We start from the raw sequence: 14,416 nt of genomic DNA, 5'->3' as shown, positions 1-14,416 counted from the left end.
CGTTTTACTACCATTATGGGAATTATTACAACATTTATTCCAAATCCGCAAAAAAAATAACCCGAAATATGATCGGGTTACCGTTTAAGCTATTTCTTGTTAACTGAATCTGCTGCAAGTAAATGCTTAGTACAATTATACAATAGTGGATTCCATTCCGACTCCGCCTTCTCCAGAATCGTTAGTGACAAATTGCCAATCCGCTCGGAGTACTGATCTTCATACAAAGCTCTGTACAACTGCGCAAGCAATGCACCATGTGATATCACGAGAATTTGATGATCAGGGTATTTCTCTGCTAAGTCATTCATGAAAGACAAGATTCTTGCCTGCATTGCGGGTTCTTTCTCTTGTCCCAGATCCTGCAGGTTCCAATCCATGCCCCATTTCTCTTCACGCTCTAGAGCAGTAAGGCCTTCAGCCTGCCCAAAAGCTCTTTCTTTGAGTCGCTCATCTGGAGGCAGCATAGGCGTATTCAAAATGCCAGAAATGATCTCACCAGTCTCCTGCGCCCGTGACAATCCGCTCGTAATAATGTAATCCCACTTGTAAGGCTCTTCTAATAGCCTGCTGCCGAGCAATCTTGCTTGCTGCCTGCCTTCCTCGTTCAGCGGAATGTCACTTTGACCTTGTATGCGGCCGAGTAAATTCCAGTCAGTTAATCCATGACGAATCAGACCTATTCTCATTGCTTACTCCCTTCTCTAGAAGTTATCGCCCGTCCATTATGAATGCGGCGAAGAGAGAATAAGGCCACTCCCAAAGCAATTAGAGACAGAATCATCCAATGTTCAGGATATGCCTTCATTCCAACCACCAATGGATCCATTATACCGCTGGTTCTACTCTCTTCATGTTGCCAAATAGATAACGACGGAGAAGTACTTGCTACAGCCGTCGGAACAATACCAGATTGCTGGTTGGCGACTTCGCCCAAGCCAGAGTCCAAACTTGAAGTCATAAAGACAACACTGCACAGAAACAAAGCTAGACATGCAGAAATCCAGATCGACAACCGATGATTAACGGTCTGTGACATTAATGGATAGTTTCTCACAACACTATTCTGAATATTCGGATTGTCCTTATAGATCCGATCCATGACTTTGGTATGCATGGATTGAATCTTCTTCTCAGGTATTTGATCAGCAGTCAAAGGGATCAGCTCATACAATTCAGTCCATTCCTCATACTCTGACCCGCATGCTTTACATCCCTTAATATGCTGCATAAATTCAAGCCTTATTGGGTGATGTGCAGGCAGATCCCAAATCATTGCCATATGCTCCCGGGCATCGCTGCAATTCATTGATTCTTCATCCCCTCGTATTCCTCGTAAATCGGTTCAAAGAAATAAGACTGCAATTGATTCTTGACACTCATTCGAGCACGAAACAACAAGGATTTAACAGAACTTACCGTCTGTCCTAAAATATTTGATATTTCTTGATAGTCTAGTTGGTCATACTCTCTTAAAATGATTGCAGTACGCTGCTTGTCAGGCAAATTGTTGATTGCTTCACGCACCTTAACAACACGCTCACTCGTAAGCATCGCCTGTTCAGGGGCAGTGTCTGCCGAAGCGATTGGCATAAAGCCGCTCTCTTCCAGAGGAATGTTTGCAGTTCGTTGTTTGCGAAGCTCGCTAAGAACCGTATTTCTAGCAATAGTATACACCCATGTAGAGAAGGATGCATCAATTTCACGGAAAGAATGCAAGCTCCGGTAAGCTTTGTAAAAAGTTTCAGATACTAGATCTTCAGCTAAATGTTCAAGCCCTGAACTTCTCAACATGTGATATACAAAAGCATACATTTTGCGCTCATAGCGTTTCATTAATTCTGAATATAAATCAATGTTCCCCTCTTTTATCTCCTTGATCAGCTCTGAATCATCCATTAGGCCTAAGCTCCTCCTTGCCTATCCTTAGCCTGCTCCCATGTAAGGCATCTAAGAACAACTTATAAATGAATTGGGATCACGCATTTCTATAATTACGTCTAACAATTAGTTATGAAGATAGACCGCTTGAAACGGTAATGCATATGACCTTGAAAGGAACTTTCACACCTTCATCTAAATTGAAGAATTATAAATAAATTACAAAAATGTAATGTTCGTAAGGAGAGCCAGCATATTCTTGCTGTATATTTCCATCCCATATGTAGTAACACTTTCCTAAACATGACTTTATGACCAAGGAACATTATACCATACAAGCGACCATAGTTTCCCAATAAAATAGTTAAATTTTTGTAAACTTCGTTTACTACCCTACTTTCAGCCTATGTCAGTCCTTTTCTTGTTATCCCTTCTATTGAACAGTTACTAAATAAGAGACGGAAATCAATTGGAAATAGTTGCAGGTAAATTGGAATTTAATTTTTATCAAGTAAATCAATTTCATAATACCCTGAGTTCATGAGGAAGGGATGTCATGATGATAAAAAAAGTCTTCTCTTACATGCGACTCTACTTACATTTTCTAGTTTATGTGAGGTGTCATGTGTTAAAATGGCGTGTTTATATAGGGAGTTCACTGAAGCGAATGACAACAAGCTCTTCTTCTAAAAAAAAAAAGAGGTCGTGAACCGAGTTCACGACCCGTTGCCCATTTTCAGAGCAACTCAGTTATTGGATAGGAGTGGAGAGAAACCATACTGTACTTTTATTATATGTATACGTTTTCATTTTGTCAACCATTATTATACATTAATTTATTTTCCTGTTCATTTGCTCAGTTAAAGCGATTTTATTAGGTTTAAAATGCACGAAAAGATAATATAAAAAGCTAGAAAGCAGCTACACGCTTCCTAGCTTCTAACGGTGTAATTCTTGGAGATAAGCAGCCGGGCTGCACGCTCCATGTCTTCTTCCTGCCTGAATGACAGTCTTAAAATCCCCGGAACGTCCTCCCGGCTTTCGATAATCTGCATATTGCTCAAATTGATAGCCGCCGTGCCTAGCTCAGTTGCAATTTTACCAATAATCCCCGGCGTATCCGGCACATCAATATAAATATCAAACAAAGAGATGATGACGCCTTTTCTTCTCTCTGGAAGCTGATTGCGAAACGCGCCTGCGGTCCGGAATGACTCTTCAATCGCTTCACCATTTTGATGCTCAAGAATATCGGTAAACCGCTGAATTTGCATGTTCCAATCCTTGAATAATCGAAGAAGCACTTCCCGGTTACTCAACAATATATCTCTCCATACGAGAGGATCACTTGATGCAATCCGGGTAATATCCCGGAAGCCTCCGGCAGCAAGCAGCTGATACAACGGTTCTGTCTCGTTATACTCGCTTACCTGATTGACCAGAGCTACCGCGATAATATGCGGCAAATGACTGATGGCCCCAACGATATCATCATGATGCTTCGGATCAACACGAATAACCTGTGCCTTCGTATGAGCAAGTAACGCCTTCAGCGAATTATATACATGCTCAGGAATCCCTTCTAAGGGGGTTAATACGTAGTATGCATTCTCAAACAGCAAGGCAGAAGCCGCTTCAACACCAGATCTTTCTGATCCTGCCATGGGATGTCCGCCGATAAAGTATGCATCCTGAAAATCAAGTGAGTTGGCGGCCGAGGTGACCGAAGCTTTGGTGCTTCCGACATCCGTAATGATGCAGCCTTTCTTGAGTGGAAGCTTGCTAAGAAGTTCAAGATAATAATTCAGCATTCCTACAGGTACGCTTAAAAATATATAATCAGCATCCATTGCCGCTTCTTCAATCGACAACGTTACTTCATCCAATACTCCGCTCTGAATGTAGCGTTCTTTGAGTTCGGGTTCGTGTGCATATCCTACGACGGTAATTCCGGGTTTTCCTCTGAAACACAAGGCAAGGGACCCACCAATGAGTCCCACCCCGAAAATGGCTATTTTTTGTGTATGATTCTCTGATTCATTCATGGGCAGCGTTACACTCCAGTAGTTTCAGCCTTCAGCACATTTTCCAGTGCCCTGATGAAAGTCTCATTCTGCTCTTTAGTACCCACAGATACTCGGATATATGTCGGATATATTTGAAAGCCAGGACGAACAATAATCCCTTGTCTAAGCAAGGCATCAAACATCTCTCCGGCAGGTCTGCCTGCTTCAACCATGATAAAGTTGCCATGTGTAGCAAAATAGTGCAGTCCCAGACGCTCAAATTCGCCCTGCAAATACGTTACTCCTTCACGGTTCAAATCCCGGCATTCGGTAACAAAAGCCTGATCACTCAGAGCTGCACGGGCCGCAGACTGTCCCAGTCGGTTCGTATTAAACGGCTCTCTTACCTTATTGATGAGCGAGATAATCTCCGGCTGTGCGACACCATAGCCAATGCGAAGCGCAGCAAGTCCATATATTTTAGAAAATGTACGAAGCACCACAAGATTAGCGTATTTATCTAGAAGAGGAATCGTTTGTGGATATGCTGTATCCGTTACGTACTCATAATATGCTTCATCAAGCACGACCATAATATCCTGCGGCACTCGGTCCAGGAAGGATACGAGCTCGGCTTCCGTTACAATTGTTCCTGTAGGATTATTCGGGTTACATACCCAGATGATCTTCGTATTTGAGGTTACTTTCTCCAGCATTCCTTCAAGATCATGCTTACCGTCGACTAGGGGAACCTCAATGCTAACGGCGCCTTCAATATCAGCATTGCTCTTATAAACGGAGAAGGTTTGATCAGCCATGATTGTCTCATCACCACTCACAAGAAATGCTCTTGTAATAAGCGCAATGACTTCATCCGAGCCTGCTCCAAAAATAATCTGTTCCCTGCTCACGTTAAGATGTTCAGCAAGATCAGCTGTCAAATCTCCGGCACTACCATCGGGATAAATACTTAAATTCATCAGCTCAGCCTGAATCGCTTCTCTTGCTGTGGGTGAAGTGCCATAAGGGTTCTCATTGGAGGCAAGCTTGATAACTTCGCTTAACCCTAGTTCACGTTTGACTTCTTCAATAGGCTTCCCTGGTTTATAGACGGGTATATTAACGATCTGTGATTTAGGTTTCAATGTTAAAGCCCCTCCTCTGTATGCTTAATAAGAATAGCTGCAGCATTCGCTACAGCTTTAATTGTGCCACAAAATTCCGGATTTGCAAAAGCCCCTCTTGCTTGGTCGTAGGATCTGTCAATAATGGAATACTCGTCTCAATCTGTCTAACGATTGCACTCCCTACAACAACGCCGTCACATAGCTTCGAGAACCTCTCCACCTGCTCACGGCTCGAAATACCGAACCCAACAGCAACGGGGAGACGAGTGTACGATTTTACCGTGTCAATAAACGCCTCGACTTCTTGATGGAACGAGGATCTTTCACCAGTGACACCGAGAGATGAAACACAATATATAAATCCTCTCGCTTTTTTGACGATGTTCTCTATTCTAGTCTTAGAGGTTGGCGCCACCAAAGGTATGAGATGTATATTCGCCTTGTCTGCATAGGCCCTAATTTCTTCCGATTCCTCAATTGGCAAATCGGGAATAATGATGCCACTGATATCATGCTCTTTCAACAATTCAAAAAAAGTTTCAAATCCGGTTTGAAGAACAGGATTATAGTAAGTGAACAACACAAACGGTAGCTTGGATCCTGCTTCTCTGGCTCTTCTTGCCGCCTCCATGCATGTGCGAATGGTAATATGCTGCTTCAAGGCACGCTCGGAAGCCCGCTGTATAACAGGTCCGTCTGCAAGAGGATCCGAGTATGGAACACCAAGCTCGATGACATCAGCTCCCGCTGCTTCCAGCTCAAGAATAATTTCGATACTCGTCTCGATGTCGGGATCACCAATCGTGAGAAAAGGAATCAGTGCCGTTTGGTTTTCGGATTTAAGTCTTTCAAAGGCAAGATCCATTAAATTTAATTGTATGCTCATGAGAGATGACCTCCCGTGTATTTCATGATGGATTCGACATCCTTGTCTCCCCGGCCGGATAGACAGATGACAACGATCTGTTCCTTCTCCATGCTTGGAGCAATTTTGGCTACCTCGGCCACCGCGTGGGCTGATTCCAATGCAGGAATGATCCCTTCCGTCCGGCAGAGCAATTGAAGTGCATCCAGCGCTTCCTTGTCTGTAATCGGCACATACTGTGCACGCTTAATCTCTTTGAGATAAGAATGCTCAGGTCCTACCCCTGGATAATCCAATCCGGCTGAGATCGAGTGCGCTTCTTGAACTTGTCCGTATTCATCCTGAAGCAGGAAGCTCATCGAGCCTTGAAATACGCCATGTGTTCCTTTGCTCATCGTGGCTGCGTGAAATTCCGTTTCCACACCTTTGCCTGCAGCTTCACAGCCAATGAGCTCAACGGAGTCATCATTTATAAACGGATAAAACATACCGATTGCATTAGAGCCTCCACCGACAGCTGCCACGATCTTATCAGGCAATCTTCCTTCGGCTTGGACAATCTGTCTTCTTGTTTCGTCTCCAATGACACGCTGAAAATTACGAACCATCAGCGGATAAGGATGGGGTCCCACAGCTGAACCGAGAATGTAGAAGGTATCCTCCACATTGCTGACCCAGTACCTGAGCGCCTCATTCCCCGCATCCTTCAGCGTCCGAGTTCCCGATGTGACCGGAACGACCTCGGCTCCCAGCATATTCATGCGAAATACATTAAGCTGCTGACGCTTCGTATCCTCTTCGCCCATAAACACCTTGCATTCCAAGCCTAAGAGTGCCGCAACGGTCGCCGTTGCCACCCCATGCTGTCCTGCGCCCGTTTCAGCGATGACTTTTTTCTTACCCATTCGTTTAGCGAGCAGTCCTTGTCCAAGCGCATTGTTAATTTTATGGGCGCCCGTATGGTTCAAATCCTCGCGCTTTAAATATATTTTGGCCCCGCCCAGCTGCTGGGTTAAATGTTCTGCATAATAAAGAGGGGTTTCCCTGCCCGAATACTGCTTCAGCAAATAGTTCAATTCCTCATTAAACTCAGGATCCTCTGAAAAACGCTTGTATTCCTGCTCCAATTCGATTAGTGCATTCATTAGCGTTTCCGGCACATACCGCCCTCCAAAAGGACCAAAACGACCATATTCATCCGGTAATTGCGTCATGCCTTCTTCACCCTCTCCACAAAAGCTGTCATTTTAATGATATCTTTATGTCCATCTGTCTCAACACCGCTTGAAACGTCCACTCCATCCGGAGCATAACGACGAACAAGCTCTGTTACGTTATCTGCATCAAGGCCGCCGGCTACAAACAGCGGAATTCCCGTATCTTCAGCCCACTGCTGGTAAGGCAGGCTCTTATCCCAAGCAAAGGTCTTTCCAGATCCGCCGCCGTATACTCCATCATAGGTATCGAGCAGAATGGCATCTACCTTACCTTTATACGGGTTCAGCTGATCATGGACGCTAATGTTTGGAGTCTGGTTGTCATGAATCGAGAAAGCCTTAAACACCTGTACACCAAGCTCTGCTCTGACTTTATGACAAAATTCCGGGGATTCCTGTCCGTGCAGCTGAATCACATCGAGTGGAGCTTGATCAAGTATGGCTGTAAGCTCTTCCCATTCAGGATTAACGAACACTCCTGCTGATTTGGGGGAAGGTGCAACTTCCCATTCACTCAGTACCTTACAGAGCTGTGCAGCATGATCCGCAGATACTTGGCGCCTCGACTTAGCGAATACAAAACCAATAAAATCGACAGTTAAGTGCTTCATTGATTTTAGCACTTCAACGTCCTGAAGTCCACATATTTTTAAAAGCGGTTTACCTCTTTGTATCGTCATTTTCTCACCTATTTCCCTGCACCCATAAGCTCAAGAACAGCCTGGCTCACATTATCCTGACGCATAAACTGCTCGCCTACAAGGATTCCTTTCGCACCTGCCTGCTTCACATAATCCACATCTTGCGGTGTACGAATGCCGCTCTCGCTAATTAAGGTTACATACTCAGGCACAAGTCCTGCGAGCTCGGCCGTCGTCTCCAGGCGAGTTTCAAATGTGCGAAGATTTCGGTTGTTAATCCCGATCAGAGATGCACTGCCGATATCCAGAACGCTTAATAACTCTTCCTTATCGTGGACTTCGACGAGTGCATCTAGACCCAAATCCTTGGCGTAGCTAATATATCTGGACAGTTGTGCAGAACTGAGTATACTTGCAATCAGCAGAACGGCATCCGCTCCAATGATGCGTGCTTCCGCGATTTGTATCTCATCAATTATAAAATCTTTGCGCAGAAGTGGAACGCGCACTTGCCGGCTGATTTCCGTTAAATACTCGGGTTTCCCCTGAAAATAGTTGACATCTGTCAGCACCGACATACAATCCGCACCTGCATTTTCATAAGCCTTCGCTATATCAACAGGATCGAAATCACTCCGAATTAGTCCTTTTGATGGAGAGGCTTTTTTTACTTCAGCAATCAGACCCATTCCTCTTACATGTTCCTTGGACAATGCTTTTTCAAAGCCTCTCGTCGCCGGCAGTGCTGCAATTGTTTTTTCTGCCTCAGTCCTATTAAATAGGCTGGATAAAGCCGCAACCTCTTCCTTCTTCGTTGCCACAATTCGATCAAGATACATATCCATACTCTCCCGTCTTCTGAATAAGCTGCGTCAATTTATCGGATGCTTTACCAGAATCAATGGCATTTTTGGCCAAGTGAACCCCTTCTGCGATACTTCCCGCAAGTCCTGCTACATAGATGGAAGCCCCTGCGTTCGCAAGCACGATATCCCGATATCCTCCCTGCTCCCCTGAGAGCACACGTTTAATAATGTCAGCATTCTCGGCAGCCGTTCCTCCGAGTACCTCCTGCAATGGATGCACCTTGAGCCCCAAATCATCGGGGTGAATTTCGTAGGTTTGGACAGCTCCGTCCTTTAATTCCGATATCTTGGTTCGGTCTGAAATACTGATCTCATCCAGTCCATCATAGCTTGCAACGACGAGTGCTCTCTTCAGCCCAAGTCTGCCAAGCGATTCTGCAATGGCTTCAGTTCGGGATACGTCATATACACCAAGCACTTGGCGGTCTGCTCCAGCTGGATTGGTAAGCGGTCCAAGTAGATTGAAGATCGTCCTTACACCCAGCTCTTTACGCGGTGCAGCCGCATACTTCATGGAAGGATGATATACCTGAGCGAATAAAAAACAAATGTTGATGGCATCCAGGCAATCTCTCGCCTGTTCTTGATTCAAATGGATGTTTACACCTAATGCTTCGAGTACATCAGCACTTCCTGCTCTTCCGCTTGCAGAACGATTCCCGTGCTTTGCAACCCTTACCGATAAAGAGGAGGCGATGATTGCGGAAGCCGTCGAAATATTGAATTTGCTGATCCCTGATCCTCCTGTGCCACAGGTATCCAGCAGATTGTTCTGTTCTGTGTGTACTCTGGCACAGGATTCACGCATCGCTTCAGCAAATCCGGTGATTTCGTCAACCGTTTCTCCTTTTAGCCGCAAAGCCGTTAGCAGTCCGCCAATTTGTGCAGCAGTCGCTTCTCCGCTCATAATGTGACCCATGACATTCCTAGCTTCAATCTGCGTCAGATCTTTGCCTTCCATGATATTCATGAGGCCTTGCTGAACCGCATTTCCTTTTATGATGGTGCTCATCGTGATCTCCTCCTTATCAATTAGGTGTATAAATATAATCTTGATTCGTGTAGCTCTGTGGTACAGCTTCTTTTGGAAACATTTGCTCAGCATAACGGATTGCCGTTAGAAGTGCCTTCGCTTTGTTTACCGTCTCTTCATATTCCATTTCGGGAACCGAATCCCATACGATGCCTGCCCCTGCCTGAACATAGGCCTTGCCTTCCTTGAAAATAATCGTTCGAATCGTAATGCAGGAGTCCATATTCCCGCTGAAACCTAAGTATCCGATTGCTCCAGCATAGGCACCGCGCGCTTCACGTTCCAGCTCTGCAATGATCTGCATGGCTCTCAGCTTCGGCGCACCAGATACGGTGCCAGCAGGAAGACAGGATAGAAAAGCATCAAAGAAATCTTTGTCCTCTCTTATCGTTCCGGATACATTTGTCACCATGTGCATGACGTGAGAGTATTTCTCGATCTCCATAAATGAGTCACATTTTACGGTACCAAACTGACTGACCTTCCCGATATCATTACGGCCCAAATCAACGAGCATCAGGTGCTCTGCACGTTCCTTCTCGTCCTGAAGCAGTTCTTCGGCTAAACGTTCATCCTCCGCATTTGTTGCTCCTCTCGGTCTCGTGCCCGCGATTGGCCTTGTCTGTACCCTTCCGCCGTCGACCTTGACAAGCGCCTCTGGCGAGGTGCCAACGATCACTTCTTCTCCCAGCTTTAAATAATACATATACGGCGAGGGATTCAGCGTTCGGAGCACCCGGTATACCTGAAGAGGAGATACCTCGGTCTCAATATGGAATCGCTGGGACAGCACCACTTGAAAAATATCACCTGCACGGATATACTCTTTCGCCTGTTCAACATTGGAAATAAACTGATCTTTTGTCAGATTCGACTTCACATCACCGAGTTCAACTCCACTTGGCATAGTATGGCGATTAGCATTCTCCTTCGGTCCCTCATCTGCCAAGACCCTTGCGAGCTTCTCCAGCCTCTCATCCACTTGTTGATAATTGCGCAGGATATCCTCATCCCGATCACCTGGTGCAACATGTACGTTTCCAATTAAAAGCAGCTGCTGCTTCACATGGTCAAATACGATGACCTGATCACAGAACATAAACTGAATATCATCCATTTGGAGATCATCCACCGCATGCTTCGGCAGCTTCTCGTAATACTGCAGCAGATCATATCCGAAAAATCCGATGGCTCCGCCTGTAAACGGCGGCAATCCGTCCACCATAGGACTGCGATACTGTCTAAGCAGCGCCTTTAGCTCTTCTATCGGTTTACCTTCCATTTGTTGTCTTCGTCCATCATGTTCTACAGTAATGACTCCATTCTTACCGGATATCGTAATGAAAGGGTCCGTCCCGATAAATGAATATCTCGCCCAGTTGCTCCCGCCTTCCACACTCTCTAGTAAAAATGCGTATTCCTGCTCTGCGAATCGGCTGAACAATCGGATTGGTGTCTCCATGTCAGCGAGAATTCGCTTAACGACAGGAATCAAATTATATTCCCTGGCTTGCCTTAGTACCTCTTGTGCTTCTATATTCAACATCCTTATAACACTCCCTTGAGCTTAAGATGGGCGCAAGATGAAGTTCAAGAAGTATGCGTGTATGCAAAAAAACCTCTACGAGATTGTAGAGGTTCATTAACGAATATATGAGTAAGTAAGCATAAGAAACCTAAAGAAAATATACTTACCCTATAGAGATAGCCGAATAATAAAGTACTAGAATATATTCTCAATCCTGTACTTACAGCTAATAAGGGTATCTATATCCTTCATGCTTCTCAACTTTCAAAAGCCTTGCCTTATGCTTAAAGGCCAAGGACTTCTCCCATCTCACCAGCCATGCTACCGTCATGCCTTAGACACTACCGGCCACAGCCTTCTGAAAATGGCTAAGCTCTGCTCTACTCATCAAACGTCTTAACTCTTCTCATCTCTGCTACAGTTCACTATACATAGTTTAATCTGTTTTGGCAAGGTGCTATTTGCCCCTTAGCTTCCAGAGGAAGCGGCCAAATCTGGACGCAATGCCTTCGCGCCATTTAAATATACATGCAGAATATCTTTTTGTGATTTCTCTGTATTCACATGGATCATAAAGCGAATACACTTCTCCAGCGCACCTTTGACCGGAACCTCCAAAGAACACATTAAGGGTACGAGCTCCCATCCAGCCAGTTCACGGATCGCCTTGGCCGGAAATGCAGCATCAAGATCTTGGGTAAGTGTAATCCATACACTGCAAATCGCTTCCGGCTCAAGCCGATTACGTTCTACGATCTCTTGAAGCAGCTTTGAAGTTTCCTTCATGATCTCCACTTCGGTGTTGCTCGTTACCGTCGTTGCACCTCGTATACCTCTTGTGTACATCATGCGTTTACGCCTCTTTCCTTCAGCCCGTCGATAACATCCCTGACGTCCTGTACCCGAACATCATTCGCTACTACAACTTCACCGATCTTGGTCGGGATGATAAAGACCATCAGGCCTTCTCTAAATTTTTTGTCATGCATCATGGCTGCAAGAATATCATCTGTACTCATGTCTGCTGGAAGTGAGGTAGGCAAATTCAATGATTCGAGCATGCGCTTTGTCGTTGTGTATAGCTCCGGATCGGCCCCTCTTAATACACCAAGCCGAGCTGCGCCAACCATCCCGATTGAAATTGCCTCACCATGCAGAAATTTGCCATAACCTGCAATCGCTTCAATCGCATGTCCGATCGTGTGACCCAAGTTAAGCGTTGCCCGAATTCCATTCTCTCTTTCGTCCTGGGATACGATATCAGCCTTGATCGAACAGCCGCGTAACAGACCATACACAAGTGAATCGTTATCTAAGGAGAGCAGTTTATTCGCATGCTCTTCACACCAAAGGGCAAAAGCCTCGTCTTGAATTAGTCCATGCTTTAACATTTCTGCAAGGCCAGCAGAAACTTCACGTGGAGGCAGCGTCTTCAGCGTGTCCACATCATACAGAACGAACTCGGGTTGATGGAATGCACCGATAATATTTTTGGCAAGTGGGTGGTTAACCGCTACTTTGCCCCCTACACTGCTGTCATGAGCTAGGATTGTTGTCGGAATCTGTACAAAGCGTACTCCCCGCATATATGTAGCAGCGACGAAACCAGCTAAATCACCGACTACGCCGCCGCCAAGCGCCAGAATAGCCGAGCTTCGGTCAAGGCCGCCTTCGATTGCCATTGTCATCATTTCCGTGTATACGGAGAGAGACTTGGACGTCTCTCCACTTTGAACTACGGCGGATACAACCTTGTAGCCTGTTTGCTCCAGGGAATCCTTCACGATCTGCAAATAATGAGGAGCTATGTGATCGTCAGTAATGACCATGATCGGACTCTTACTACTCACCCCATGCTGAGCCAGATGGCTTCCTGTCATAGCAAGCAGCCCGCTGCCAATATAAATAGGGTAAGAGCGCTCACCCAAGTCCACATTCAGCGTCTTCATGACTAGTAACGCTCCAATTGGGCGTTATAGTTCTCCAGGTTGGCTCTGATCTCCTCAATGGAATCACCGCCGAATTTCTCCAGAAATGCCTTAGCAATTTCCCAAGCAACCACATGCTCCATAACTACGCTGGCAGCAGGAACCGCACAAGCATCCGAACGTTCAACTTGAGCCGTGAAAGGCTCTTTTGTATCAATATCCACACTTTGCAGTGGTTTGTATAACGTAGGGATCGGCTTCATTACACCGCGTACAACGACAGGCATACCGTTCGTCACGCCACCTTCAAACCCGCCCAAGCGATTGGAGGCACGATGGTATCCTTTCTCCTCACTGTACAAGATCTCATCATGAACCTGTGATCCCGGAATCGTACCCGCTTCAAATCCAATACCGATCTCGACACCTTTGAAGGCATTTATCGACATAACGGCTTGCGCAATACGTCCATCAAGCTTACGATCATATTGCACATAGCTTCCAAGTCCGACAGGAACACCTTCCACGACACATTCTACAATACCGCCGATCGAGTCCCCTTCTTTCTTGATCTGATCAATGTAAGCTTCCATCTTCTTTTCTGTTTCAGGATCGGTTACACGAACCGAGGATGCTTCTGTGCGGCTGCGAAGCTCTTCAATAGACAGTTCCTCATAGGGAGCTTCTATCTCACCAATTCGCAGCACGCGCCCAGCAATCTGTATGCCGAACTCAGCCAGAAGCTGACGTGCAATGGCTCCTACCGCCACTCGTACCGTCGTTTCCCGAGCACTGGAGCGCTCGAGAACATTCCTGAGATCCTTCAGGTTGTATTTAAGTCCGCCATTCAGATCAGCATGTCCTGGCCTTGGACGATGAACTCTGCGCTTCTCTTCATCAGTACCTTCAATCGGCTCAATGTTCATTATGTTGCGCCAGTGCGTCCAGTCTTTATTTTCCACGACCAGCGCAACCGGTGCTCCTGTTGTATATCCATGGCGAATACCGCCAACAAATTCAGCTGTATCTTTCTCAATTTGCATACGACGCCCGCGTCCGTATCCCTTCTGGCGGCGATGCAGCTGAAAATTCAGCTCCTCAAAATCCACTTTCATATTACTTGGAAGTCCCTCTACGATTGCTGTCAATTGGGGTCCGTGCGTTTCCCCTGCGGTTAAATAACGAAGACTCATAATACGTTCCCCCTTTATACTGTTAAGCTTTAAACTGCTAAAATGTTTAATCTTTGCTCATTATAGTATAGCATGTGTTGTTTGACAAGAATGGATCTGATATCGCCTGTTCCGGCTAATCGGATGACGAT

General features: G+C 45.6%; 14 protein-coding genes. All 14 read right to left on the bottom strand.

The window, feature by feature from the left end:
- Positions 1 to 89 precede the first annotated feature (89 nt).
- Positions 90 to 689 carry a histidine phosphatase family protein gene (locus tag ACFQ3J_RS02770; RefSeq protein WP_251581054.1) on the bottom strand — a complete coding sequence of 200 codons (600 nt, stop codon included), beginning with the start codon at positions 687 to 689 and terminating at the stop codon, positions 90 to 92.
- Positions 686 to 1,309, bottom strand: coding sequence for an anti-sigma factor family protein (locus ACFQ3J_RS02765; RefSeq protein ID WP_091158023.1), 624 nt, complete (start codon positions 1,307 to 1,309; stop codon positions 686 to 688). The genes ACFQ3J_RS02770 and ACFQ3J_RS02765 overlap by 4 nt, the downstream gene beginning before the upstream one ends.
- Positions 1,306 to 1,899 carry an RNA polymerase sigma factor gene (locus ACFQ3J_RS02760; protein WP_047911146.1) on the bottom strand — a complete coding sequence of 198 codons (594 nt, stop codon included), beginning with the start codon at positions 1,897 to 1,899 and terminating at the stop codon, positions 1,306 to 1,308. Before ACFQ3J_RS02760 ends, ACFQ3J_RS02765 begins: the two co-directional genes overlap by 4 nt.
- A 914-nt stretch (positions 1,900 to 2,813) precedes the next feature.
- Entirely contained in the window at positions 2,814 to 3,926 is a 1,113-nt protein-coding gene (locus tag ACFQ3J_RS02755; RefSeq protein WP_091158024.1) for a prephenate dehydrogenase, read from the bottom strand.
- Positions 3,927 to 3,934: 8 nt separating this feature from the next.
- Complete coding sequence (hisC, locus tag ACFQ3J_RS02750; RefSeq protein WP_251581053.1) at positions 3,935 to 5,032, bottom strand: histidinol-phosphate transaminase; 1,098 nt, start codon at positions 5,030 to 5,032, stop codon at positions 3,935 to 3,937.
- A gap of 49 nt (positions 5,033 to 5,081) precedes the next feature.
- Positions 5,082 to 5,900: a tryptophan synthase subunit alpha gene (trpA, locus tag ACFQ3J_RS02745; protein ID WP_251581052.1), complete on the bottom strand. Its 819-nt coding sequence runs from the start codon at positions 5,898 to 5,900 to the stop codon at positions 5,082 to 5,084.
- Positions 5,897 to 7,093: a tryptophan synthase subunit beta gene (trpB, locus tag ACFQ3J_RS02740; protein WP_251581051.1), complete on the bottom strand. Its 1,197-nt coding sequence runs from the start codon at positions 7,091 to 7,093 to the stop codon at positions 5,897 to 5,899. Before trpB ends, trpA begins: the two co-directional genes overlap by 4 nt.
- Positions 7,090 to 7,776 carry a phosphoribosylanthranilate isomerase gene (locus tag ACFQ3J_RS02735; protein WP_251581050.1) on the bottom strand — a complete coding sequence of 229 codons (687 nt, stop codon included), beginning with the start codon at positions 7,774 to 7,776 and terminating at the stop codon, positions 7,090 to 7,092. Before ACFQ3J_RS02735 ends, trpB begins: the two co-directional genes overlap by 4 nt.
- 8 nt (positions 7,777 to 7,784) lie before the next feature.
- Positions 7,785 to 8,576 carry an indole-3-glycerol phosphate synthase TrpC gene (gene trpC / locus ACFQ3J_RS02730; protein WP_091158031.1) on the bottom strand — a complete coding sequence of 264 codons (792 nt, stop codon included), beginning with the start codon at positions 8,574 to 8,576 and terminating at the stop codon, positions 7,785 to 7,787.
- Positions 8,566 to 9,615 (bottom strand): anthranilate phosphoribosyltransferase, encoded by a 1,050-nt coding sequence (gene trpD / locus ACFQ3J_RS02725; RefSeq protein WP_091158033.1) that lies wholly within the window; start codon positions 9,613 to 9,615, stop codon positions 8,566 to 8,568. The genes trpC and trpD overlap by 11 nt, the downstream gene beginning before the upstream one ends.
- Positions 9,616 to 9,631: 16 nt before the next feature.
- Positions 9,632 to 11,182 (bottom strand): anthranilate synthase component I, encoded by a 1,551-nt coding sequence (trpE, locus tag ACFQ3J_RS02720; protein WP_251581049.1) that lies wholly within the window; start codon positions 11,180 to 11,182, stop codon positions 9,632 to 9,634.
- Positions 11,183 to 11,632: 450 nt separating this feature from the next.
- Positions 11,633 to 12,010, bottom strand: a complete 378-nt coding sequence (gene aroH, locus ACFQ3J_RS02715) for a chorismate mutase (RefSeq protein ID WP_091159200.1) — start codon at positions 12,008 to 12,010, stop codon at positions 11,633 to 11,635.
- A complete protein-coding gene (gene aroB / locus ACFQ3J_RS02710) occupies positions 12,010 to 13,113 on the bottom strand; it encodes a 3-dehydroquinate synthase (RefSeq protein ID WP_091158036.1) in 1,104 nt (367 codons plus the stop codon). Before aroB ends, aroH begins: the two co-directional genes overlap by 1 nt.
- A 2-nt stretch (positions 13,114 to 13,115) precedes the next feature.
- Positions 13,116 to 14,285 carry a chorismate synthase gene (gene aroC / locus ACFQ3J_RS02705; RefSeq protein ID WP_091158038.1) on the bottom strand — a complete coding sequence of 390 codons (1,170 nt, stop codon included), beginning with the start codon at positions 14,283 to 14,285 and terminating at the stop codon, positions 13,116 to 13,118.
- Positions 14,286 to 14,416 lie beyond the last annotated feature (131 nt).

Source organism: Paenibacillus provencensis, from assembly GCF_042678545.1.
Classification (GTDB): domain Bacteria; phylum Bacillota; class Bacilli; order Paenibacillales; family Paenibacillaceae; genus Paenibacillus; species Paenibacillus provencensis.
This window is presented reverse-complemented; position numbering and strand designations above follow the sequence as displayed.